Source organism: Nonomuraea sp. NPDC004354 (assembly GCF_053602555.1).
On sequence record NZ_JBSGDV010000002.1, the window covers coordinates 678369 to 700278 of the forward strand.

Genomic DNA, 21910 nt, shown 5'->3' on the forward strand with positions numbered 1-21910 from the left:
TCGTCGCCGGCGCGTACGCGCTGACGAACGATCTCAGCCTGGGCGCGCTGACGAGGCCTGAACCACTGCCGACCGAGCGTGCTGAGCCTTCGCCCGTCCCTGTGGTCACCGCGGGGCCGGTGCTGGCCTCGGGTGGAGACGGACCTCTCCCCCCTAAGGGTACTTTGACCGCACAGCTCGCCGACGCCCTGGGTGACGAAGCGCTCGGTGACAGGGTGGGCGCCGTCGTCATCGACGCAGGGACGGGGGAGCAGATCTTCGCCGCCGGCGCCGCCACCGGGATCACCCCGGCCTCCACCACCAAGGTGGTGACCTGCGCCGCCGCGCTCGCCTCCCTCGGTCCCGACGCCCGCCTGAAGACCTCCGTCGTCCAGGGCCCGAACCGCAACTCGATCGTGCTGGTCGGCGGCGGCGACCCGACGCTGGCCGGGCCGTCGGCCAAGCCGGGCGCCTATCCCAAGCAGGCGTCGATGGTCCAGCTCGCCTCCCGCACCGCGGCCGCGCTCAAGTCGTCGGGCGTCACCAAGGTCACGCTCTCCTACGACGCCTCCCTCTTCACCGGCAGTGGGTCCGCGCCCGGCTGGAAGCCCAACTACATCCCGGACGGCGAGGCCGCTCCCGTCCACGCGCTGGCGATCGACGAGGGCCGCCAGAACCCGGCCTCCTCGACGCCGCGCGTCGCCGACCCGGCCGCCTACGCGGCCACCGCGTTCGCCAAGACCCTCGGCAAGTACGGCATCAGCGTCGGCGCGTCGATCCGCCCGGCCAAGGCGGCCCGCGGGGCGGCCACGCTCGCCGCGGTGGAGTCCGCGCCCGTCTACGCGCTCGTCGAACGCACGCTCACGAAGAGCGACAACGATCTGGCCGAGGCGCTGGCCAGGCACGTGGCCATCAAGGAGGGCAGGCCCGCCTCCTTCGAGGGCGGCTCCCAGGCGGTGCTGGCGGTGCTCAAGCGGCTGGGCATCGACAAGGGCGTGACGGTCTCCGACGGGTCGGGGCTGTCCATCAGGAACCGGATCAGCGCGGAGGGCCTGGCCCGTGTGCTGGCCGTGGCGGCCAAGGACCCCGCGCTGCGTCCGCTGCTCGCCGGCATGCCGATCGCGGGGTTCACCGGGACGCTCGGCCACCGCTTCACCGGCGGGGACAGCAAGGGGCAGGTCGGCCTGGTCCGCGCCAAGACCGGCACGCTCAACCACGTCAACACGCTGGCCGGGTTCGCCACCACGCGCTCGGGGCGGCTGGTCACCTTCGCCTTCCTGGCCGACAAGGTCCCCTACACCGCCGAGTCGGTCCTCGACCGTCTGGCCGCCATCGTCGCCCGCTCCTGACCGGCCCGGGCACGCGGCAGCCGGGCGGCGGCGCCGGGCCCGCGCAGGAGGGCGGGCCAGTTCTTCGCAGTGGGCGAGCCGACCACGTACGGTGGACGGTATGCAGGTGATCGACTGGGATCTGGCCGTCTCGACCGGAACGCGCCTGGTGCGCCCCGGACCACAGGTGAGCCGTGAGGAGGCCCGCCACGCCGTCACCGAACTGCGCACCCTCTCCCGTGAAGCGGAGGGGCACGTCCGCGAGTTCGCCAAGATAGAGGCGGCCACCCCGCCGCAGCCCGCCACCATCGTCGACCGGCCGGGATGGATCCGGGCGAACGTCGAAGGCTTCCGCGTCGTGCTCGAACCGCTGACCGAGCGGATGGCCAACCGCGACAACCCGCCGCCCGCCATCGTCAGCGCCGTCGGGTCGCGGATCACCGGCGTCGAGGTGGGCGCCGTGCTGGCCTTCCTCGCCTCGCGGGTGCTGGGCCAGTACGAGCTGTTCCTGCCGCCCGACCCGACGGGACGCGAGCCCATCGGCCGCCTCACCCTCGTCGCGCCGAACATCGTCAACGCCGAGCGCGAGATGGGCGTCCACCCGCGCGACTTCCGCCTGTGGGTGTGCCTGCACGAGGAGACGCACCGGGTGCAGTTCACGGGGGTGCCGTGGCTGCGCGAGTACGTCAGGTCGCAGATGACCGACTTCCTGCTCGCCTCCGACCTCGACGTGGCCACCCTGCTCGAACGGCTGCGCGCCGCCGCCGACACCGTGGCGGACGTGGTGCGCGGCACCGGCGACGGCAACCTCATCGACGTGATCCAGACGCCGGAGCAGAAGGAGATCCTCGACCGGATCACCGCGGTGATGACGCTCCTGGAGGGGCATGGCGACTACGTGATGGACGCGGTCGGCCCGAGCGTGGTGCCGTCGGTGGCCGACATCAGGGCGAAGTTCAGCCAGCGCCGCGAGGGGATGTCGCGCCTCGACCGCACGGTGCGCAAGCTGCTGGGCCTCGAGATGAAGATGAAGCAGTACGCCGAGGGCTCGGCCTTCGTCCGGCACGTGGTCGGCAAGGTGGGGATGGACGGGTTCAACCGCGTGTGGACCTCGCCGGAGACGCTGCCGATGTCGGACGAGATCGCCGATCCTGACCGGTGGATCGCGCGCGTCGTCCCGCAGAGCCCGCCCGCCCTCCCGGCCCAGCCGGCCGACCCGGAGGCCTGACCGGCGCGGGCGTCGCGGGGACGATCCCGGCGGTCTGGCCGGACGCGGGAACGATCCCCGAGGTCTGGCCAGGCGCGGGCGTCGCGGGGACCGTCCGGCTGAGCGGGGCCCGAGGGGCGGGAGAATGGCGCCATGGGCCCACATCCGGCCGTCGCCGACGTACGGCGAGCCGTCCGCGAGGCGCTGGCCGACCTCGTCCCCGGCGACCTGGTGCTGGCCGCCTGCAGCGGCGGCGCCGACTCGCTCGCGCTGGCCGCCGCCCTGGCCTTCGTTGCGCCCAGGGCGAACATCCGCGCCGGTCTCCTGACCGTCGACCACCAGCTCCAGGACGGCTCGGCCGACCGGGCGGTGAAGGTCGCCGAGACGGCGAGGGGGTGGGGCCTGGACCCGGTCGAGGTCCTCACCGTCAGCGTCGGTACGGCGGGCGGCCCCGAGGCGGCCGCCCGCGACGCCCGCTACCAGGCGCTCGCCGCGGCGGCCGACCGGCTGGGAGCCGTGACGGTCCTGCTCGCCCACACCCGTGACGACCAGGCGGAGACCGTCCTGCTCGGCCTGGCCAGGGGCAGCGGACCACGGTCGCTGTCGGGGATGGCGGAGCGGGCGGGCCGCTACCGCAGGCCGTTCCTCCGGCTCGGCAGGGACACCACCGAGGCCGCCTGCGCGGCGCTGGGTCTCGACGTGTGGGACGACCCGCACAACACCGACACCCGCTACACCCGGGTGAAGGTGCGCACCAGGGTGCTGCCGGTGCTGGAGGGGGAGCTGGGGCCGGGCGTCGCCCAGGCGCTCGCGCGGACCGCCGATCTGGCGAGGGACGACGCCGACGCCCTCGACGAATGGGCCGCGAGGGCCTTCGACGATTGCGCTCTAAGCGATATCGGGGGGGTTGTGACGCTTGCCGTACCGGGGCTCGACGGTCTTCCGGCCGCCGTGCGGCGGCGCGTGCTGCGGCGCGCGGCGATCGCCGCGGGCTCGCCCTCGGGAGCGCTGTCGGCGGGCCACGTGATGGCCGTGGAACGGCTGATCACGGCATGGCGAGGGCAGGGAAGGGCCGACCTACCCGGGGGAGTTGGTGTGGTTCGGCGGTATGGCACCCTTGTGTTCGCCCCCGCGCAAGAGAACCAAGCGTAAGGACACCCAGGTGGACGCAGCCGACATGGGCAAGGACCTCGAGAGGGTCCTCATCTCCGAAGACGAGCTCCAGGCCAAGATCGGCGAACTGGCGGCTCGGATCGACGCAGACTACTCAGGCAAGGACCTGCTGCTCGTCGGCGTGCTGAAGGGCGCGGTGATGGTGGTCGCCGACCTGGCCAGGGCCCTGCACCTGCCGGTCCAGACCGACTGGATGGCGGTGTCCTCCTACGGCGCCGGCACCAAGTCGTCGGGCGTGGTGCGGATCCTGAAGGACCTCGACACCGACATCACCAACCGCCACGTGCTGATCGTCGAGGACATCATCGACTCCGGCCTCACGCTGAGCTGGCTGCTCGACAACCTGAAGTCGCGCAACCCCGCCTCGCTGGAGATCTGCGCGGCGCTGCGCAAGCCCGACGCGGTCAAGGTGCCGATCGAGGTCAAGTACATCGGCTTCGACATCCCGAACGAGTTCGTCATCGGCTACGGGCTCGACTACGCGGAGCGTTACCGCAACCTCCCCTTCATCGGGACGCTCGCGCCGCACGTCTACAACAGCTGACAGCCGACGAATGGCGGGGAACATCGAGCGGCCTGACGTACGTTGGTAGGGCAAGGCCGGTGGAGCGGGCAGTGACCCTGCGCCTCCCCCGGTGTACCTTCTGACACCGAGGGGGTGACCCCGTGTCGCCCTCGGGTAGTCAGTAGGAGCGGTGTCGGATGCCGCAGCCCCGGATCGTCGGGGTTCAAGGCCTTGGTCAGGAAGGGACGGGCCCGCAGGGGTTCCGCATCGGATGGATCTCAAGCGATTTACACGTGGGCCACTGCTGTGGATCCTGGGCATCGTCGTGCTGCTCCTGCTTGTCACCACGATGTGGAGCGGTGACGGCAACTTCAAGACAGCCGACACGTCCACGGTGCTCAAGCAGATCCGCGACGGCAACGTTTCCAACGCGAAGGTCGTCGACAAGGACCAGCGTATCGAGCTGACGCTCAACACCCCGGTCAAGATCGGCGACGTCTCCACCAACCGCATCCAGTCGAGCTGGGTGGCGGGGCAGGGTGTGCAGCTCGTCGACGAGCTCGAGAAGCAGGACCAGGCCGGCAAGCTCAAGAACGGCTTCAACGTCGAGGTGCCGCAGGAGAACTTCCTGATCGGCCTGCTCGTCAGCTTCCTGCCGATCGTCATCATCGTCCTCATCTTCCTGTTCATCATGAACCAGATGCAGGGCGGCGGCAGCCGGGTGATGAACTTCGGCAAGTCGAAGGCGAAGCTGATCACCAAGGACACCCCCAAGACGACGTTCGCCGATGTCGCCGGCGCGGACGAGGCCATCGAGGAACTGCAGGAGATCAAGGAGTTCCTGCAGGCCCCGGCCAAGTTCCAGGCCATCGGCGCCAAGATTCCCAAGGGCGTGCTGCTGTACGGCCCGCCCGGCACCGGCAAGACCCTGCTCGCCCGCGCGGTCGCGGGTGAGGCGGGCGTGCCGTTCTACTCCATCTCCGGCTCCGACTTCGTCGAGATGTTCGTGGGTGTCGGCGCCAGCCGCGTGCGTGACCTGTTCGAGCAGGCCAAGGCCAACGCGCCGGCGATCATCTTCATCGACGAGATCGACGCCGTCGGCCGCCACCGCGGCGCCGGCCTCGGCGGCGGTCACGACGAGCGCGAGCAGACGCTGAACCAGCTGCTCGTCGAGATGGACGGCTTCGACGTCAAGGGCGGCGTGATCCTCATCGCCGCGACCAACCGGCCCGACATCCTCGACCCGGCGCTGCTGCGTCCCGGCCGGTTCGACCGGCAGGTCACCGTCGACCGTCCCGACCTGGAGGGCCGCAAGGGCATCCTCAAGGTTCACGGCCGCGGCAAGCCGTTCGCGCCCGAGGTCGACCTCGACGTCATCGCCCGCCGTACGCCCGGCTTCACCGGTGCCGACCTGGCCAACGTGATCAACGAGGCGGCGCTGCTCACCGCGCGCGCCGACCAGAAGCTGATCACCATGGACACCCTCGAGGAGTCCATCGACCGCGTCATGGCCGGCCCCGAGCGCAAGACGCGGGTGATGTCGGACAAGGAGAAGAAGATGATCGCCTACCACGAGGGCGGTCACGCGCTCGTGGCGCACGCGTTGCCCAACAGCGACCCCGTGCACAAGATCACGATCCTCTCCCGTGGCCGCGCGCTCGGCTACACCATGACCCTGCCGATGGAGGACAAGTTCCTCGCCACGCGGTCGGAGATGATGGACCAGCTCGCGATGCTGCTCGGCGGTCGCGCGGCGGAGGAGCTCGTCTTCCACGAGCCCACCACCGGCGCCTCCAACGACATCGAGAAGGCCACCGCCGTCGCCCGCCGCATGGTCACCGAGTACGGCATGAGCGAGCAGCTCGGCGCCCGCAAGTTCGGCACCGGCCAGGCCGAGGTCTTCCTGGGCCGCGAGATGGGCCACGAGCGCGACTACTCCGAGAAGATCGCCTCCACGATCGACGAGGAGGTGCGCCGGATGATCGAGACGGCGCACGACCAGGCGTGGGACATCCTCGTGGAGTACCGCGACGTCCTCGACAACCTGGTGCTGGAGCTCATGGAGAAGGAGACCCTCTCCCGCGAGCAGGTGCTCCAGATCTTCTCGCCCGTCGTCGTCAAGGAGCACCGCCCGTCCTACGCGGGCTACGGCAAGCGGCTCCCCTCGGACCGCCCGCCGGTGCTGACGCCGAAGGAGCAGTCCGGAAACGGCGCACTGACCGCGCGCGCCGACAACGCCCTCCCCTCTGGTGAGGGTGCGTGAAGCCGCGCGAGGTCGATCACGCCCGGATCGAGAAGGCCGTCCGGGAGATCCTGTACGCCATCGGCGAGGATCCGGACCGTGACGGCCTGCTCGACACCCCCGCCAGGGTGGCCCGCGCGTACGCCGAACAGTTCTCGGGGCTGCACCAGCGCCCCGAGGACGTGCTGAACAAGGTGTTCGACGTCGACCACGACGAGATGGTGCTGGTGCGCGACATCGAGGTGTACTCCACGTGCGAGCACCACCTCGTCCCCTTCTACGGGCTGGCGCACGTCGGCTACATCCCCAACGACAAGGGGCAGGTCACCGGGCTGTCGAAGCTGGCCCGGCTGGTCGACGTCTTCGCCAGGCGCCCGCAGGTTCAGGAGCGCATGACCTCGCAGATCGCCGACGCGCTCATGCGGGTGCTGGAGCCGCGCGGCGTGATCGTGGTGATGGAGTGCGAGCACCTGTGCATGACCATGCGCGGGGTCCGCAAGCCGGGCGCGAAGACCATGACCTCCGCGGTCAGGGGCGACTTCCGCACCAGCGAGAAGACCCGCGCCGAGGCGATGGCCCTCATCCTGGGTCGCTGACCCTTCCTCCGGTACGGCACGCCCGGACAGGCGCCACCCTTCGCGGTCGGCGCCTGTCCATCCAGGACCCGCGGTCGTCACGGGAGTATGTCACGCCATAGCCGTACACGGGGGTGAGACAGATCGTTATCCACAAAGGGGAGACCCGGCGGGGAGACGACACGAGTGATGCACCTAGGCTTGGTGACATGAAGATGGGGCTGCCAGTCGAGGAGCGCTGCCTCGTCATGGGTGTGGTCAACGTGACGCCCGACTCCTTCTCCGACGGCGGCCAGTGGTTCGACGAGCACGCCGCCGTCCGCCACGGCCTCGAGCTGGTCGAGGAGGGCGCCGACCTGGTCGACGTCGGTGGCGAGTCCACCCGGCCCGGTGCGGCGCGGGTGTCGCAGGAGGAGGAGCTGGCCAGGGTCGTCCCCGTGATCCGCGCTCTGACGGCCGAGGGCGTCACGGTGAGTGTCGACACGATGCGGGCCGAGGTGGCGAGGGCGGCGGTCGAGGCCGGTGCCGCGCTCGTCAACGACGTCAGCGGCGGTCTGGCCGACCCCGACATGCCGCGGGTGGTGGCCGCGACGGGCGTGCCGTACGTGGTGATGCACTGGCGGGGCCACAGCCACGACATGGACAGCAGGGCGGTCTACTCCGACGTGGTCGCCGAGGTGCGCGAGGAACTGGAAAAGCGGGTCGCGCTGGTGCTGGCGGAGGGTGTCTCCGAGAGTCAGATCGTGCTGGATCCCGGGCTGGGGTTCGCGAAGACCGCCGAGCACAACTGGGCGCTGCTGGCCGGCATCGGCGAGCTGGCCGAGCTGGGTTTCCCGCTGCTGATCGGGGCGTCGCGCAAGAGGTTCCTCGGCAGGCTGCTGGCCGATCCCGACGGCACTCCCCGCCCGTTCGAGCGCTCCGACGCCGCCACGACCGCGGTCACGGCGCTGGCCGCGCAGGCGGGCGCCTGGTGCGTACGGGTGCACGACGTGGCACCGAACGCCGACGCCGTCCGCGTGGCGGCCGCCTGGACCCGAGGGAGCGGCCGATGAGCGTCGACATCGCCGCGATCGAGACGGTCAACCAGGCCTTCTACACCGCCATCGAGGACGCCGACCTCGACAAGATGACCGAGATCTGGGCCGAGGACACCGCCGACGGCCAGGTGTCGTGCGTGCATCCAGGCTGGTCGATGCTGTCGGGCCGGCCCGAGGTGCTGCGGTCGTGGGCGCTCATCATGGCCAACACGACCTACATCCAGTTCGTGCTCACCGACGTGCAGACGACCGTGCTCGGCGACGTGGCGATCCTGACCTGCGTGGAGAACATCCTGACGGCGGGCGAGGAGGGCGAGGCCAGCTTCGCCGCCGGCAAGGTGGTGGCCAGCAACGTCTACGTCAGGTCGGGCAGGGGCTGGCGGCTGTGGATGCACCACGGCTCGCCGGTGCTGCAGAGCGACGAGGAGGACGAGGAGGAGGAAGCCGAACGTGACCGCTGACCGGATCACCCTCAGAGGGCTGCGCGCGCGGGGCCGCCACGGGGTGTTGCCCGCCGAACGCGAGCTCGGGCAGGAGTTCGTGATCGACGCCACGCTGTTCCTCGACACCGGGCCCGCCGCCGACACCGACGACGTCACGCGCACCGTCCACTACGGCGAGCTGGCCCAGGCGCTGACGAAGATCGTCGAGGGGGAGCCGGTCAACCTGATCGAGACGCTCGCCGCCCGGCTGGCCGAGCACTGCCTGGCCGACGACACCGTGCAGGCGGCCGAGATCACCGTGCACAAGCCTGCGGCCCCGATCCCGCTGCCCTTCGACGACGTGGCCGTCACGATCCTGCGGAGCCGTGCATGAAAGTGGTCCTCGCCCTGGGAAGCAACCTGGGGAGCCGGTTCCAGACGCTTCAGGGCGCGATCGACTCGCTGTTCGACGCGCCGGGGCTGCGCTTCGTCGCGGTCTCACCGGTCTACGAGACCGATCCCGTCGGCGGCCCCGACGACCAGAAGCCCTACCTCAACGCCGTCGTCATCGCCGAATCCAAGCTCACCCCCGAGACGCTGCTGGACCGGGCGCAGAGCATCGAGAACGCCTTCGGCAGGGTCAGGGCCGAACGCTGGGGCCCGCGCACGCTCGACGTCGACATCATCGCCGCGGGCGACGTGGTCTCCGACGACCCCGAGCTGACGCTGCCGCACCCGCGCGCCCACGAGCGGGCCTTCGTCCTGGTGCCGTGGGTGGAGGCCGACCCCTCGGCGGTGATGCCGGGCCGCGGCCCGGTCGCCGACCTGCTGAAGGGGCTCGACCAGTCAGGCGTGCGGCTGCGCCAGGACCTCAAGCTGCAGGGGCCGGATTGAAGCCCACTCGCCCCGCCGTCCTGGTAGGCGTGCTGGTCGTCGTCACCCTGCTGTCGTGGCTGTTCGTCAGGCAGTTCTACGCCGATCTGCCGCTGGTGCCGTGGACGGCGATCCCGACCGTCCTGCTGCTGGCTGTCGGCGAGTTCTACAGCGGCTGGATGACGCGTGCGCGCATCGCCCGCAAGCCCGACACCAAACCGGTCGAGCCGCTGGCGGTGGCCCGGCTGGCGGCGCTGGGGAAGGCCTCGGCGTACGCGGGCGCGGTCTTCGCGGGCGTCTTCGCCGGGTTCTCGCTGACGACGGTCCAGCTGCTGACCAGGGAGACCCCGCGGGTGGAGTTCTTCGTCGCCACGGGGTCGTTCCTGGCGTTCGTGGTGCTCATCGTCGCGGGCCTCTACCTGGAGAACTCCTGCCGCGTCCCGAAGGATCCGCAGGACGAGCTTCAAAGGCCGAGATAGCGCGCGACGGCGTCCTCGACCTCGGCCATCTCGTCGCGGCCGAAGTAATGGACGGGTGCACCGGGGATGAAGGTGATGTCCACGCTCCGGATCCGGTCGACGAGGAGGCAGGTCATCGTGCCGCAGAGCTCGATCCGCGGACGTTGCGCGCTCACGAGGGGGCCGGGGTGCGGTCCGCTCGGCCGCGGCGGGAGAAGAGGTAGATGACCGGGAGCGTGCACAGCAGCGGGCCGATGATGGCGAACGGCCGCTCCAGCCACCACATGAGGTTGGGCCGCGGATCGGCCGACGGGAAGCCGAACAGCGCCCACCACGCCCCCAGCGCGATGGCCATCCCCGTGGTGTGGAACAGGAACAGCGGCAGCGCGAACCTGTTGATGGTGTCGTTGACCCGCTTCCAGGCGGGCCGCTCCAGCACCCGCTCCATCGTCGGCCGCAGCACCTCGACCAGACCGATCTGGAAGATGAGCAGCGCCACGATGACGAAGGTCGGCGGGGCCATGTTCGACAGCTTGTCGCCCGGCACGCCGACCATGCTGCCGGGGTACAGGCCCGAGTAGACCAGGCCGAACAGGCCGAACAGGCCGGTCCACAGGACGGCGACGTCGTAGCGGCGGGGCAGGGCGACGATCCTGTCGTAGAAGAAGCCCGCCTGGTGGGCCAGGCCCCACACCAGGATCATGTTGAGCCAGCCGACCCACTCGACCTGGTAGCGCAGCCGTACGACGTCGACGACCAGGGCGGCGCCGCCCAGCCAGATGAGGGTGAGCACGTCGTAGCGGCGGTGCAGCCACAGCGCGACGGGCAGCAGCGCGATCAGCATCAGGTAGACGATGAGGAACCACAGCGGGCTGAGCACCAGCAGCACCACCCGCCACATCCACGGCACGTCGAACAGCGCCGTCACGACCGCGCCGACGGCGATCCAGACGCCGGACAGGGTCAGCGCGGGGATGGCCAGGGCCTTGATGCGCCGCCAGACGAAGGCGCCGATGCCCGTTCCGTGCTCGCAGGCCCGGCGCCACGACAGCAGGTGGACGTGGCCGCCGACGTAGAAGAACAGCGGCAGCACCTGGAACAGCCAGGTCAGGATCCACAGCCCCGAGGTGAAGCCGAGCGGGCTGGTGGGTGACGGCCCCTCGGGTGTCCAGACGAGGATGGTGAAGGCCCAGTGCCAGACGACAACGGTGATCAGACTGACCGCGCGGAGCCAGTCGACGTATCTGTCCCTCACTTGTCGATGTCACCCACCACGAAGAACATCGAGCCGAGGATCGCGACCATGTCGGCGACCAGGTGGCCCGGCAGCATCTCGCGCAGCACCTGGATGTTGTTGAAGGAGGCCGAGCGCAGCTTCATCCGCCACGGCGTCTTGTCTCCCTTGGAGACCAGGTAGTAGCCGTTGACGCCGAGCGGGTTCTCCGTCCAGGCGTAGGTGTGGCCCTCCGGCACCTTCAGCACCTTGGGCAGGCGCTGGTTGATCGGTCCGGGCGGCAGCGAGCGCAGCCGCTCGACGCAGGCGTCGGCCAGGTCGAGCGAGACCTTGAGCTGGTCGATGAGGACCTCGAAGCGGGCGTGGCAGTCGCCGGCCGTACGGGTGACGACCTTGACGGGCAGTTCGTCGTAGGCGAGGTACGGCTGGTCGCGCCGCAGGTCGACGTCGACCCCGGAGGCCCTGGCGATGGGGCCGGTCACGCCGTACTGCATGATCGTGTCGCGGTCGAGGACGCCGACGCCCTTGGTGCGGGCCAGGAAGATCTCGTTGCCGAGGATGAGGTTCTCGATGTCGGGCACCTTGGCGCGGGTGGCGGCGACGACCGAGGTGACGCGGTCGAGCCAGCCCGCGGGCAGTTCCTCCTTGAGGCCGCCGACGCGGTTGAACATGTAGTGCATCCGGCCGCCGGAGATCTCCTCCATGACGCCCTGGATGCGCTCACGCTCGGTGAAGGCGTAGAAGATCGGGGTGATCGCGCCGAGTTCGAGCGGATAGGAGCCGAGGAACATCAGGTGCGACAGGACCCTGTTCAGCTCGGCCAGCAGCGTGCGCGCCCACACGGCGCGGACCGGGACCTCCATGCCGAGCATGCGTTCGGCGGCGATCACCACGCCGAGCTCGTTGGCGAAGCCCGACAGCCAGTCGTGCCGGTTGGCCAGCATGATGATCTGCCGGTAGTCGCGGACCTCGAACAGCTTCTCCGCGCCTCTGTGCATGTAGCCGATGATGGGTTCGGCCGTGGCGATGCGCTCGCCGTCGAGGGTGAGGCGGAGCCGGAGAACACCGTGCGTCGAGGGGTGCTGGGGGCCGATGTTGAGGATCATGTCCTCCGTGGCCAGCTCCTTGGCGCCCGCTCCGATCCCGACCACGCGTTCTTCCATACAGTCATGCTGCCACTGGCGGTGGTGGTGATCCAGTCAAGGTATGGTCTGTTCGCGCATTTTGCCAGGTGATATGGGGACAAAAGGGCCCATGAAAGGAGTGGGTTTCGACCTGGCCGCGCTGGTCGCCCGCGTGGCGATCGGCGTGATCTTCATCGCCCACGGATGGCAGAAGTGGCAGGGCGGGCTCGACGCCGTCACGCGGATGTTCGCCCAGCAGGGCGTCCCGCTGCCGACGGCCGCCGCCACCTTCGCCACCGTCGCCGAACTGGTCGGCGGCGCCTGCCTCGTCCTCGGCCTGATGGTGCGCGTGGCGGCGCTCGCCCTGGTCGCCGACATGGCAGGCGCCCTGGTGTTCGTGCACGCCGGCGGGGGCGTCTTCGTGTCGGCGGGCGGATGGGAGCTGGTCGCCGCCCTCAGCTCGGTCTGCCTCCTGCTGGTGGCGCTCGGCGGGGGGCGCGTCGGGATCGACGCCCTGTTCGCCCGCGGCGCTCGGCGCAGAGCCGCGGGTCGCGCCGCCGAGCGCGAGGTCGAGCGCCCCATGGACATCTTCGACGAGCCGGAGAGCGACGACGTGCCACCCGACGCGCCCAACCGCTCCTAGGCGAGCCGGAGAGCGGCGACGTGCCACCCGGCACGCCCAACCGGTTCTAGCGGCGGGACACCAGGTCGTGCAGGGCGGCGACCAGGCGGTCGACGTGTTCCTCGGTCGTGCCGATGCCGATCGAGGCCCGTACGGCCGAGGCGGTGTCGTCCTCGCAACCCCCGTCGGTCGCATCCAGCAGGTGCCGCACGAACGGGTGGGCGCAGAACTTCCCGTCACGCACGCCGATGCCGTACTCGGTGGACAGCGCCTCGGCGACCTCCCTGGCCGTGTAGCCGTCGACGACGAACGACACGATGCCGACCCGCGGGTGGTCCGGCCCCCACAGCGACAGCTCGCGCACACCCTCGACCGCGGCCAGGCCCGCACGCAGCCGGGCGATCAGCCGCTCCTCCTCGCGCACCAGCGGCGTCCAGCCCGTCGCGGTGAGGGCGTCGCACGCCGCGGCCAGCGCGATCGCGCCCAGCACGTTCGGCGTGCCCGCCTCGTGCCTCGGCTCGGCGTCCTCGTGCCACTCGGCGCTCCCCTCGTCGAGGGCGCTCACGGACTTCACCGCGCCGCCCCCCTTGAGGTACGGCTCGGCGTCCGACAGCCAGTCGCGCCGCCCGACCAGCACGCCCGCCCCGAACGGCGCGTAGAGCTTGTGCCCGGAGAAGGCGACGTAGTCGAGGTCGAGCGCGGTCAGGTTGAGCTTGCGGTGGGGGACGAGCTGGGCGGCGTCGACCAGGACGCGGGCGCCGTGCCGGTGGGCGACGTGCGCGAGGGCGGCGATCGGCCACAGCTCGCCCGTCACGTTGGAGGCGGCGGTCACCACCAGCAGCTTGGGGCCGTCGATCGCGGCGAGCGCGTCGTCGGCCTGCCGTACGGCCTCGCCGGGGAAGGCGGGCGGCGCGAGGCGGACGACCCGCTGCCACGGCAGGAGGGAGGCGTGGTGCTCGGTGTCGAAGACCACGACGGTGGTGCCCTCGGGCAGGCACCTGGCCAGCAGGTTGGTGGCGTCGGTGGTGTTGCGGGTGAAGACCACGGCGTCGTCGGTGCGGGCGCCGACGAAGGCGCGCACGGTGTGGCGCGCCTGCTCGTAGCGGGCGGTGGTGAGCTGGGAGGCGTAGCCCGCGCCGCGGTGGACGCTGGAGTAGGCCGGGAGCGCGGCGGTCACCGCCGCGCTGACCGGCTCCAGACACGGCGCGCTGGCGGCGTAGTCCAGGTTGGCGTAGGAGACCAGGCGGCCACCCTTGACGGGCACCTGGAGGTCCTCGCCCAGCACCTTCACCTGAACGGGGTCGACGATCGTCGCGACGGACACGGCACAGCCCTCCTGGGGTCATCGGACCCCTGGCCGTGGCGTGTCGGAGCCCGCGCTTGCCCGCCACACCTCGTGACGGACCAGGTCTTCACCCGGGGCACCCCGCCGCGGACGCGAGGGTTGCCGGCCAGCGAGCCGGGGCTTGGCGCTGGCACTCATGACCTACGCCGGAACTATAACCGACACGGACCCGCATTTCGCAAGCCGCGAACTATTGGGGCGACCGGCTCGTTGGGGATGAGAACAGCGAACCAAGGAGGTATGAGATGTTGGACTGGGTGGCAGACCCACAGATCTGGATCGGGTTCTTCACCCTGGTCGCCCTGGAGATAGTCCTGGGCATCGACAACATCATCTTCATCTCGATCCTGGCCGGGAAGCTGCCGCCCGAGCAGCGCGACAGGGCCAGGGTCCTCGGCCTGGCCGCCGCGCTCGTCTCGCGTCTGCTGCTGCTGCTCGGTCTGTCCTGGGTGGTGCGACTGACCGAGCCGCTCTTCAGCGTGCTGGGGCAGGAGATCTCGGGAAGGGATCTGATCCTCATCCTCGGCGGTCTGTTCCTGCTGGCCAAGAGCGCGCTGGAGATCGGCCACAGCATGGAGCCGCAGGAGCAGGGCGGCAAGGAGCGGAAGGTCACCTCCTTCACCTCGGTCATCCTGCAGATCATGGTGCTCGACATCGTGTTCTCGCTGGACTCGGTCATCACCGCGGTCGGCATGGTGGACGAGCTGGCCGTCATGGTCGCTGCGGTGATCGTCTCGGTGCTGGTGATGCTGTTCGCCTCCGGGCCCATCAGCAGGTTCGTGGACAAGCACCCGAGCATCAAGATGCTGGCGCTGGCGTTCCTGGTGCTGATCGGCGTCGTGCTTCTCGCCGAGGGCTTCGACCAGCACATCCCGAAGGGTTACATCTACTTCGCGATGGCCTTCTCGGTGATCGTCGAGATGCTCAACATCAGGATGCGGAGCAGGCACGCGAAAGCCGAATCTAATATGCAATAGTGCGATTTGATCCTTGGAATCCGGATTTTGTAGCTTCGCCGTACGCGGCCTACGAGGAGCTGCGGCGGGACGCGCCGGTCAGCTTCTTCGAGCCCACGGGACAGTGGCTGATCGCCAGGCACGCGGACGTCAACGCGCTGCTCAGGGATCGCCGCCTCGGCCGGTCCTACCTGCACCTGGCCACCCACGAGGAGTTCGGCCGCGAGCCCGAACCGGAGTTCCAGGAACCGTTCTGGCGGGTGGTCAGGGCGGGCATGCTCGACGTCGAGCCGCCCGTCCACACCCGCCTGCGCCGCCTGGTCTCCAAGGCGTTCACCCCTCGCATGGTGGAGTCGATGCGGCCCAGGGTCCGTGCGATCGTCGACGGTCTGGTCGACGACTTCGTCGAGAAGGGCGGCGGCGACCTGATCGCCGAGGTGGCCGAGCCGCTGCCGGTCACCGTCATCGCCGAGATGCTCGGCGTCCCCGAGGGCGACCGGCACCTGCTGCGTCCCTGGTCGGCCGACATCTGCGGCATGTACGAGCTGAACCCGTCGGCGGAGGCCCAGCACACGGCGGTCAGGGCGGCGGCGGAGTTCTCCGACTACCTCAAGGACCTGGCCCGCGTCCGCACGGCCGACCCGGGCGATGACCTGGTCAGCGCGCTCGCCCAGATCGAGGAGCTGACCGAGGACGAGCTGGTCGGCACCTGCGTGCTGCTGCTCAACGCGGGCCACGAGGCGACCGTGAACGTCACGGGCAACGGCTGGTGGTCGCTGTTCCGCAACCCGGCCGAGCTGGCCCGGCTGCGCGACGACCTCTCGCTGGTGCCCACGGCGATCGAGGAGTTGATGCGCTACGACACCCCGCTGCAGATGTTCGAGCGCTGGGTGCTGGAGGACATCGAGGTCGGCGGCGTGGCCATCCCGAAGGGCGTCGAGGTGGCCCTGCTGTTCGGCTCGGCCAACCGCGACCCGGAGGTCTTCGCCGACCCCGACCGGCTCGACGTCGGCAGGGTGGACAACCCGCACATCTCCTTCGGCGCCGGCATCCACTTCTGCCTGGGCGCGCCGCTGGCCAGGATCGAGCTGGTGGAGTCCTTCGGCGCCCTCCTGAAGAGGGCGCCGAAGATGGAGCTGACGAGCGAGCCCGTCTGGAACCCCGGCTACATCATCCGAGGGCTCCGCTCCGTGGACGTTTCCTGCGGGTGAGCGAGGCGGGACCTCTCATGGCCCCTGACGAATCGTGGCCGCGACGAATCCTGGCCCCACGAATCGTGGCTCCGGCGAATCATGGCCCCGATGAGGGCGGCCGGGTGAGAAGCGGCTCGGCCAGCCTGGCGGCCAGCGGGCCGAAGGCCGCGAGGATCAGCACGTAGGTGGCGGCGAGAGGGCCGAGATCGGGATGGACCCCCGCCGCCACCGCCAGGCCCGCGATGACGATGTTGAACTCGCCGTGCGGCACCAGCGCGATGCCCGCGCGCATCCGGCCCGCCCTGGCGATGCCCGCCCGGCGCGCGGCGTAGGCGCCGGTCAGCAGTTTGGTGACGATGCTGACCGCGGCGAGCAGCAGGGCCAGCAGCGCCACCGGCGGAATCTTGGTGGGGTCGGTCTGCAGGCCGAAGAAGACGAAGAACACGGCGGCGAACAGGTCGCGCAGCGGCATCAGCAGCGCTCTGGCCTCGTGCGCCAGCTCGCCCGACAGGGCGATGCCGACGAGGAAGGCGCCGACGGCCGCCGACACCTGCAGCTGCTGGGCGACGCCGGCCACCAGCAGGGCCAGGCCGAGCACCTTCAGCAGCAGCACCTCGTTGTTGGGGCTGGAGACGAACGCCTCGATGAACCTGCCGTAGCGCAGCGCGATCAACAGGACGACGGAGACCGTGGTCAGCGCGATGCCCAGGGAGATCGTCCCCGTCAGCAGCGAGACGCCTGCCAGCATCGCGGTGAGCAGCGGCAGGTAGACGGCCATCGCCAGGTCCTCGAAGACCAGCAGCGACAGCACGACGGGCGTCTCGCGGTTACCGATCCACCCCAGATCGGACAGCACCTTCGCGGTGATGCCCGAGGAGGTGGCGTAGGTGACGCCCGCCATGGCGACCGCGGCCACGGGCCCCCACCCCAGCAGCAGCGCGGCTATCGCGCCGGGGGCGGCGTTGAGGACCATGTCGACCAGGCCCGCTCTGGCGTTGCCGCGCAGGCTGGAGACCAGCTCGCTCGCGTTGTACTCCAGTCCGAGCGTGAGCAGCAGAAGCACGACGCCGATCTCGGCGCCGATGGCGATGAACTCCTCGCTGGTGGCCAGCGGCAGGATGCCGCCCTGCCCGAAGGCGAGTCCGGCGAGGAGGTAAAGGGGAATGGCGGAGATGCCGGCCCGCAGCGCCAGGGCGCCGAGGACGCCGAGGGCCAGGATGATCCCACCGAGTTCGAGGAAGACTATGCCGGTGTCGTGCACGTCGACGGCGAGTACCTGCATCAGGGCGTTACCGCCGCGGGGGTGAGGGGCAGGCGCATCAGCCGTCCGTGAGGATGTCGGCGGCGGTGGCGGTCGTCTCGGCGTCGCCGACGATGACCACCACGTCTCCGGCGGTGAACCTGAAGTCGGGGGTGGGGCTCGCGAAGACCTGCGCCCCGCGCACCACGGCCACGACGGAGGCGCCGGTGCGGGTGCGGATGCGAGCGTCGCCCAGTGTCCTGCCGTCGTACGGCGAGCCGGCCACGACCGGCACCTGGAGGCTCATCAGGCCCTCGATCTCGCGATGGAGGGCGTTGAGTCGCTGGACGATGCGCGGCGCGCCGAGCAGCTCGGCGAGCGCGTCGGCCTCCTCGTCGTTGAGCTGGATGGCCTCGCACGCCCGGTCGGGGTCCGACCGGTCGTAGATGATCAGGTCGCGCCGCCCCGTCCGGTGTGAGACGACGGCGACGCGGCGGCCCGAATGGGTGCCGAACTCGTGTTTGAGCCCGATGCCTGGAAGCGCGGTCTGTTCGATCTCCACATAGCTAACGTATCTGGCTCAGCCAGCCGAAACCGCCCAAGCCTGCTGGGTCGATCAGCTCGGCCTCCTGGGAGGCGCGGGCCAGCGCCCTCAGGTAGCCCGACGGGTCGGTCCGCGCGAGGTCGAGTGCGGGACGGGTGCCGGTGACTCCCAGAGTGCGCAGAATGTCGCGCTGTGTGGACAAGGTTGTGGATATCGCGCCGGCTTGCCGGCCCGCCTCCGCGCACGCGTCGAGTGCGACATGTGCGGTGATGTCGCAGGTCCCGTCGGGTATGGGCGCCACGACCGAACCGTCCCTGTATCCGGTGAGCGTGCCGCGGGGCGGCCGGTTATCCACAGGGTGTGCATAATCGACGGCGATCGCCTGGCCGCCCGCCAGCCGGGCGATCACGGCCGCCCACGCCGCGCACCGCGACCTGCCGACCTCGGCCCGCTGGCCCACCCGCCGCAGCGGCCACCACTGCTCGAGCCAGGCCAGATCGTCCTCGCCGGGCGGGTCGCCGAGCCGTTCCTCGCCCGTCCCGGTGTGGACCAGCACCAGGCGCGGGCCGGCGGCGGTCTGCTCCACGACGTCGAAGGGGACGTTGTCCAGCCACTCGTTGGCGATCGCCATGCCGGTGATGCCCTGCGGGATCGTGTGGCTCCACCTGATCGCCTCGGGCAGCCCGGCGGGCCGGGAGGACAGGTCGACGGCCGTGACCCTCAGCCTGGCCCGCAGCTCCGGCGGGGCCGCCGCGAGCACGTGCGCCGACAGCGCGCCGTCGCCGGCGCCGATGTCGACGAGATCGAGCGGGTCGGGACGGCCCAGCGCGCCGTCGAGGCGCAGCAGCATCGTCAGCACGGCCCCGGCGAAGACCGGTGAGGCGCCGACCGAGGTGCGGAAGTGCCCGGACGGGCGTTCGCGCAGGTAGAAGCCGCTCTCCCCGTACAGTGCCCGCTCCATCGCCGCTCGCCAGGTGAGCCACATGCCACGGACTATCTCATGACCTTCGACCGACACGCCTGGTGATGTGATGACTACTCCTTGTCGCCGCTTTGCGCTACGGTAACCCGGTGTCATCGAGCGATCACCCGGGCGCTCCCCCCGGTGACCCCGGTTCGATCGCCGATGCGGAGACCGACCGCGGCCCCGTGCCGCGCAATGAGAGGACATCCCCCATGTTCAAGAAGTCTGCCGTCGTCGCGGGTGTGCTGGCCATGATGGCGCTCGGCGCGCCCGCCGCCCACGCCGACAACATCACCAGCGGCAACAACGGCGTGCTGTCCGGCAACCAGATCTTCGCGCCGATCTCCATTCCGGTGAACGTGTGCGGCAACGCCGTGGGCATCTTCGGCTGGGCCGTGGCCGGGTGCAAGGGTGGCGCCTCGGTCGACGTCCACCAGCACTGATAGGCGCGCGCCCGCCGTGCGATGGAGCACGGCGGGCGCGTCTCACACCAGGGGCCGGCCCGTCGGCGGTGGGTCGGCCCTCCTTGTGGGGAGCGGGCGCCGGTCACCGTGCCCGGCGTCCACTCCGGCAGGGGTGTCCACTATGTATGCCCTTGCTGGGTTTTGTCCCCTCCCAACATGCGGCAAAAGAGCCATGACCGTGGCCGGTGACGACCGGCGGTTACCCTGGTCAGCAGTGTCGGATGACAGGGAGCGCGACGTCATGGACGCAGGGGATCGCCCGGGGCGGTTGGCCGTCGGCGTGCTGGGCGCGGGCAAGGTGGGCTCGGTGCTCGGCGCGGCGCTGGCCCAGGCCGGTCACAGGGTCGTGGCGGCGAGCGGCGTCTCCGACGCCTCGCAGCGCTGGGCGGGCGAACGGCTCGGCGTGCGCACGGTCAACCCCGAAGAGGTCGTCAGCAAGGCCGAACTGATCCTGCTCACCGTCCCCGACGACGCGCTGCCCGGCCTGGTCGCCGGACTCGCGGCCACCGGGGCCGACGTTCGCGGCAAGCTGCTCGTCCACACCAGCGGCGCCTACGGCCTGGCCGTCCTCGACCCCGCCCGCCAGGCGGGCGCGCTGCCGCTGGCCCTGCATCCCGTGATGACCTTCACCGGCAGGGACGACGACCTCAACAGGATCACCGGCATCTCCTTCGGCGTCACCTCACCCGAGCCGCTGCGCCCGATCGCCGAGGCGCTGGTCATCGAGATGGGCGGCGAGCCGGTCTGGATCGCCGACAGCGACCGCGCCCTCTACCACGCGGCGCTCGCGGGAGCGGCCAACCACATGGTCACACTGATCGCCGAGTCGCAGGAGCTGCTGGCGAAGATCGGGGTCGAGCACCCGGGCAGGATGCTCGGCCCGCTGCTCGGGGCCGCGCTCGACAACGTGCTCAGGCTGGGCATCACGGGGCTGACGGGGCCGGTGGTGCGCGGCGACGCCGGCACCGTGCGCAAGCACGTCGACGCGCTGATACTGGCGGCGCCCGAAGCGGCCGACGCATACGTGGCACTCGCTAGGCTCACGGCGGACCGGGCGCTCGCCGCCGGGTTGCTGAAGCCCGAGGCGGCCGAGCGGCTGCTCGACGCGCTCGGGGGAAACATGTGGACCTGATCGGGCCGGGACGTTCCGCCTGGACCTGATCAGTCTAGGAGGACACGATGGAACTGATCGTCGCGCACGACCGCGCCGGCCTCGAGAAAGCCCGCTCCTCGGGCCGCGTGGCGCTCGTCCCGACCATGGGCGCCCTGCACGAGGGTCACCGCTCGCTGATGCGCGTGGCCCGTACGCTGGCCGACCAGGTCGTGGTCAGCATCTTCGTCAACCCGCTCCAGTTCGGCCCCGCCGAGGACTTCTCCCGTTACCCCCGCACCTTCGACTCCGACCTCGACATCTGCGCGGCCGAGGGGGTGGACGTGGTCTTCGCCCCCTCGGCCGACGACATGTACCGCCCCGACCGTCAGGTGAGCCTCTCCGCGGGCCGGATGGGCGCGATCGTCGAGGGCGCGGTGCGCCCCGGGCACTTCGACGGCGTGCTCACCGTGGTGCTGAAGCTGTTCAACCTGGTCGGGCCCCAGGTCGCGGTCTTCGGCCAGAAGGACGCCCAGCAGCTCGCGCTCATCAGGCGCATGGTCGCCGACCTCGACCTGCCCGTGGAGGTCGTGGGCGCGCCGACCGTGCGCGAGCCCGACGGGCTGGCCCTCTCCAGCCGTAACCGGTACCTCACGCCCGACGACCGGCAGCGCGCGCTGGCGCTCTCGCGCGCCCTGCACGCGGGGGCCGCGCGGCTCTCGCCCGCCGCCGTCCGCGCCGCCGCCGAGGGGGAGCTGGCCGCGTCCGGACTCGTGGCCGACTACGTTGTCCTCGTCGACCCCGCGACGTTCGCCGAGATTCCCGACGACTTCCGGGGCGAGGCGGTGTTGGCTGTCGCGGCCAAGGTCGGCACCACCCGCCTGATCGACAACGTCCTTATCGCTTTCTGAAGGAGCGTCGTGCTCAGGACCATGTTGACGTCCAAGATCCATCGAGCCACGGTCACGCAGGCCGACCTGCACTACGTGGGGTCGTTGACCATCGACGAGGAGCTGATGGAGGCGGCCGGGTTGTTACCGGGCGAGCAGGTGCACGTGGTCGACATCGACAACGGCGCCCGCCTGGTGACCTACGTCATCACCGGCCCGCGCGGGTCGGGGATCATCGGTATCAACGGCGCCGCGGCCCGGCTGGTCTCACCGGGCGACCTGGTGATCATCATCGCGTACGGCCAGCTCGACGACGCCGAGGCGCGGGCCTTCACTCCCCGGGTGGTCCACGTCGACCGGGACAACAGGATCGTGGAGCTGGGCGCCGACCCCGCGGCCGCGGTCGAGGGCGCCATGCGCGGCGACGAGCTCCACGTCTAAGGGG

24 protein-coding genes and 1 riboswitch are annotated in these 21910 nt (G+C 70.5%); of the genes, 18 read left to right on the forward strand and 6 right to left on the reverse strand.

Features of this window, described 5'->3' with window-relative positions:
- Positions 1-164 precede the first annotated feature (164 nt).
- The 11 genes from dacB (at position 165) to ACWENQ_RS09135 (ending at position 9820) form a co-directional block, all read left to right on the forward strand.
- Positions 165-1328, forward strand: coding sequence for a D-alanyl-D-alanine carboxypeptidase/D-alanyl-D-alanine endopeptidase (gene dacB / locus ACWENQ_RS09085; protein ID WP_449922011.1), 1164 nt, complete (start codon positions 165-167; stop codon positions 1326-1328).
- 100 nt (positions 1329-1428) lie between these two features.
- On the forward strand, positions 1429-2535 hold the full coding sequence (locus ACWENQ_RS09090; RefSeq protein WP_452413489.1) for a zinc-dependent metalloprotease: 1107 nt from the start codon (positions 1429-1431) through the stop codon (positions 2533-2535).
- Between the two features lie 132 nt (positions 2536-2667).
- On the forward strand, positions 2668-3666 hold the full coding sequence (tilS, locus tag ACWENQ_RS09095) for a tRNA lysidine(34) synthetase TilS (RefSeq protein ID WP_354909340.1): 999 nt from the start codon (positions 2668-2670) through the stop codon (positions 3664-3666).
- A gap of 10 nt (positions 3667-3676) precedes the next feature.
- Entirely contained in the window at positions 3677-4231 is a 555-nt protein-coding gene (gene hpt / locus ACWENQ_RS09100; RefSeq protein WP_354909343.1) for a hypoxanthine phosphoribosyltransferase, read from the forward strand.
- A 232-nt stretch (positions 4232-4463) separates the two neighbouring features.
- The gene (ftsH, locus tag ACWENQ_RS09105; RefSeq protein ID WP_449922007.1) at positions 4464-6455 is read left to right on the forward strand and encodes an ATP-dependent zinc metalloprotease FtsH; all 1992 of its coding nucleotides are present in this window, start codon (positions 4464-4466) and stop codon (positions 6453-6455) included.
- On the forward strand, positions 6452-7030 hold the full coding sequence (gene folE, locus ACWENQ_RS09110; RefSeq protein ID WP_449922005.1) for a GTP cyclohydrolase I FolE: 579 nt from the start codon (positions 6452-6454) through the stop codon (positions 7028-7030). The genes ftsH and folE overlap by 4 nt, the downstream gene beginning before the upstream one ends.
- 188 nt (positions 7031-7218) lie before the next feature.
- On the forward strand, positions 7219-8061 hold the full coding sequence (gene folP / locus ACWENQ_RS09115; protein WP_449922003.1) for a dihydropteroate synthase: 843 nt from the start codon (positions 7219-7221) through the stop codon (positions 8059-8061).
- Complete coding sequence (locus ACWENQ_RS09120) at positions 8058-8507, forward strand: nuclear transport factor 2 family protein (RefSeq protein ID WP_452413491.1); 450 nt, start codon at positions 8058-8060, stop codon at positions 8505-8507. The genes folP and ACWENQ_RS09120 overlap by 4 nt, the downstream gene beginning before the upstream one ends.
- On the forward strand, positions 8497-8862 hold the full coding sequence (gene folB, locus ACWENQ_RS09125) for a dihydroneopterin aldolase (protein WP_354909352.1): 366 nt from the start codon (positions 8497-8499) through the stop codon (positions 8860-8862). The genes ACWENQ_RS09120 and folB overlap by 11 nt, the downstream gene beginning before the upstream one ends.
- Positions 8859-9362 carry a 2-amino-4-hydroxy-6-hydroxymethyldihydropteridine diphosphokinase gene (folK, locus tag ACWENQ_RS09130; RefSeq protein WP_354909355.1) on the forward strand — a complete coding sequence of 168 codons (504 nt, stop codon included), beginning with the start codon at positions 8859-8861 and terminating at the stop codon, positions 9360-9362. Before folB ends, folK begins: the two co-directional genes overlap by 4 nt.
- On the forward strand, positions 9359-9820 hold the full coding sequence (locus ACWENQ_RS09135) for a DUF3180 domain-containing protein (RefSeq protein WP_452413493.1): 462 nt from the start codon (positions 9359-9361) through the stop codon (positions 9818-9820). Before folK ends, ACWENQ_RS09135 begins: the two co-directional genes overlap by 4 nt.
- Positions 9821-9971: 151 nt before the next feature.
- Here ACWENQ_RS09135 and ACWENQ_RS09140 read toward each other — a convergent pair whose 3' ends face one another.
- Positions 9972-11054, reverse strand: a complete 1083-nt coding sequence (locus tag ACWENQ_RS09140) for an acyltransferase family protein (RefSeq protein ID WP_452413495.1) — start codon at positions 11052-11054, stop codon at positions 9972-9974.
- Entirely contained in the window at positions 11051-12196 is a 1146-nt protein-coding gene (locus tag ACWENQ_RS09145; protein ID WP_449921997.1) for an NADH-quinone oxidoreductase subunit D, read from the reverse strand. The genes ACWENQ_RS09140 and ACWENQ_RS09145 overlap by 4 nt, the downstream gene beginning before the upstream one ends.
- Positions 12197-12287: 91 nt before the next feature.
- Between ACWENQ_RS09145 and ACWENQ_RS09150 the strand changes: the two genes are divergently transcribed.
- Complete coding sequence (locus tag ACWENQ_RS09150; RefSeq protein WP_452413497.1) at positions 12288-12800, forward strand: DoxX family protein; 513 nt, start codon at positions 12288-12290, stop codon at positions 12798-12800.
- A 46-nt stretch (positions 12801-12846) separates the two neighbouring features.
- On the opposite strand, the gene ACWENQ_RS09155 is transcribed toward ACWENQ_RS09150, so the two are convergent.
- Positions 12847-14103 (reverse strand): aminotransferase class V-fold PLP-dependent enzyme, encoded by a 1257-nt coding sequence (locus ACWENQ_RS09155; RefSeq protein ID WP_452413498.1) that lies wholly within the window; start codon positions 14101-14103, stop codon positions 12847-12849.
- Between the two features lie 47 nt (positions 14104-14150).
- Positions 14151-14266: riboswitch (SAM riboswitch) on the reverse strand.
- 115 nt (positions 14267-14381) lie between these two features.
- On the opposite strand from ACWENQ_RS09155, the gene ACWENQ_RS09160 reads away from it, so the two are divergent.
- Positions 14382-15101: a TerC family protein gene (locus tag ACWENQ_RS09160; protein ID WP_452413500.1), complete on the forward strand. Its 720-nt coding sequence runs from the start codon at positions 14382-14384 to the stop codon at positions 15099-15101.
- Positions 15101-16291 (forward strand): cytochrome P450, encoded by a 1191-nt coding sequence (locus ACWENQ_RS09165; RefSeq protein WP_452413501.1) that lies wholly within the window; start codon positions 15101-15103, stop codon positions 16289-16291. Before ACWENQ_RS09160 ends, ACWENQ_RS09165 begins: the two co-directional genes overlap by 1 nt.
- A 79-nt stretch (positions 16292-16370) precedes the next feature.
- Here the strand turns inward: ACWENQ_RS09165 and ACWENQ_RS09170 are convergent, their stop codons facing one another.
- From ACWENQ_RS09170 to ACWENQ_RS09180, 3 genes are read right to left on the reverse strand one after another with little or no spacing between them, the layout of a single operon-like run.
- Positions 16371-17555: a cation:proton antiporter gene (locus ACWENQ_RS09170; protein ID WP_452413502.1), complete on the reverse strand. Its 1185-nt coding sequence runs from the start codon at positions 17553-17555 to the stop codon at positions 16371-16373.
- Positions 17556-17592: 37 nt separating this feature from the next.
- A complete protein-coding gene (locus ACWENQ_RS09175; RefSeq protein ID WP_354909374.1) occupies positions 17593-18075 on the reverse strand; it encodes a cation:proton antiporter regulatory subunit in 483 nt (160 codons plus the stop codon).
- A 4-nt stretch (positions 18076-18079) separates the two neighbouring features.
- Positions 18080-19042 carry an SAM-dependent methyltransferase gene (locus tag ACWENQ_RS09180; protein WP_449921988.1) on the reverse strand — a complete coding sequence of 321 codons (963 nt, stop codon included), beginning with the start codon at positions 19040-19042 and terminating at the stop codon, positions 18080-18082.
- Positions 19043-19233: 191 nt separating this feature from the next.
- Between ACWENQ_RS09180 and ACWENQ_RS09185 the strand changes: the two genes are divergently transcribed.
- From ACWENQ_RS09185 to panD, 4 genes are all read left to right on the forward strand, one after another.
- On the forward strand, positions 19234-19464 hold the full coding sequence (locus ACWENQ_RS09185) for a chaplin (RefSeq protein WP_354909378.1): 231 nt from the start codon (positions 19234-19236) through the stop codon (positions 19462-19464).
- Positions 19465-19726: 262 nt separating this feature from the next.
- Positions 19727-20617 carry a Rossmann-like and DUF2520 domain-containing protein gene (locus ACWENQ_RS09190; RefSeq protein WP_449922150.1) on the forward strand — a complete coding sequence of 297 codons (891 nt, stop codon included), beginning with the start codon at positions 19727-19729 and terminating at the stop codon, positions 20615-20617.
- Between the two features lie 47 nt (positions 20618-20664).
- Complete coding sequence (gene panC / locus ACWENQ_RS09195) at positions 20665-21486, forward strand: pantoate--beta-alanine ligase (protein WP_449921986.1); 822 nt, start codon at positions 20665-20667, stop codon at positions 21484-21486.
- Between the two features lie 9 nt (positions 21487-21495).
- A complete protein-coding gene (gene panD, locus ACWENQ_RS09200) occupies positions 21496-21906 on the forward strand; it encodes an aspartate 1-decarboxylase (protein ID WP_452413504.1) in 411 nt (136 codons plus the stop codon).
- Positions 21907-21910: the final 4 nt, after the last annotated feature.

Coding starts and splice junctions, on each gene's coding strand:
- ACWENQ_RS09090 (WP_452413489.1), top strand. CDS start 1,429: ATGCAGGTGATCGACTGGGATCTGGCCGTCTCGACCGGAACGCGCCTG.
- tilS (WP_354909340.1), top strand. CDS start 2,668: ATGGGCCCACATCCGGCCGTCGCCGACGTACGGCGAGCCGTCCGCGAG.
- ftsH (WP_449922007.1), top strand. CDS start 4,464: ATGGATCTCAAGCGATTTACACGTGGGCCACTGCTGTGGATCCTGGGC.
- folP (WP_449922003.1), top strand. CDS start 7,219: ATGAAGATGGGGCTGCCAGTCGAGGAGCGCTGCCTCGTCATGGGTGTG.
- ACWENQ_RS09120 (WP_452413491.1), top strand. CDS start 8,058: ATGAGCGTCGACATCGCCGCGATCGAGACGGTCAACCAGGCCTTCTAC.
- folK (WP_354909355.1), top strand. CDS start 8,859: ATGAAAGTGGTCCTCGCCCTGGGAAGCAACCTGGGGAGCCGGTTCCAG.
- ACWENQ_RS09145 (WP_449921997.1), bottom strand. CDS start 12,196: ATGGAAGAACGCGTGGTCGGGATCGGAGCGGGCGCCAAGGAGCTGGCC.
- ACWENQ_RS09150 (WP_452413497.1), top strand. CDS start 12,288: ATGAAAGGAGTGGGTTTCGACCTGGCCGCGCTGGTCGCCCGCGTGGCG.
- ACWENQ_RS09170 (WP_452413502.1), bottom strand. CDS start 17,555: ATGCAGGTACTCGCCGTCGACGTGCACGACACCGGCATAGTCTTCCTC.
- ACWENQ_RS09180 (WP_449921988.1), bottom strand. CDS start 19,042: ATGTGGCTCACCTGGCGAGCGGCGATGGAGCGGGCACTGTACGGGGAG.
- ACWENQ_RS09185 (WP_354909378.1), top strand. CDS start 19,234: ATGTTCAAGAAGTCTGCCGTCGTCGCGGGTGTGCTGGCCATGATGGCG.
- ACWENQ_RS09190 (WP_449922150.1), top strand. CDS start 19,727: ATGGACGCAGGGGATCGCCCGGGGCGGTTGGCCGTCGGCGTGCTGGGC.
- panC (WP_449921986.1), top strand. CDS start 20,665: ATGGAACTGATCGTCGCGCACGACCGCGCCGGCCTCGAGAAAGCCCGC.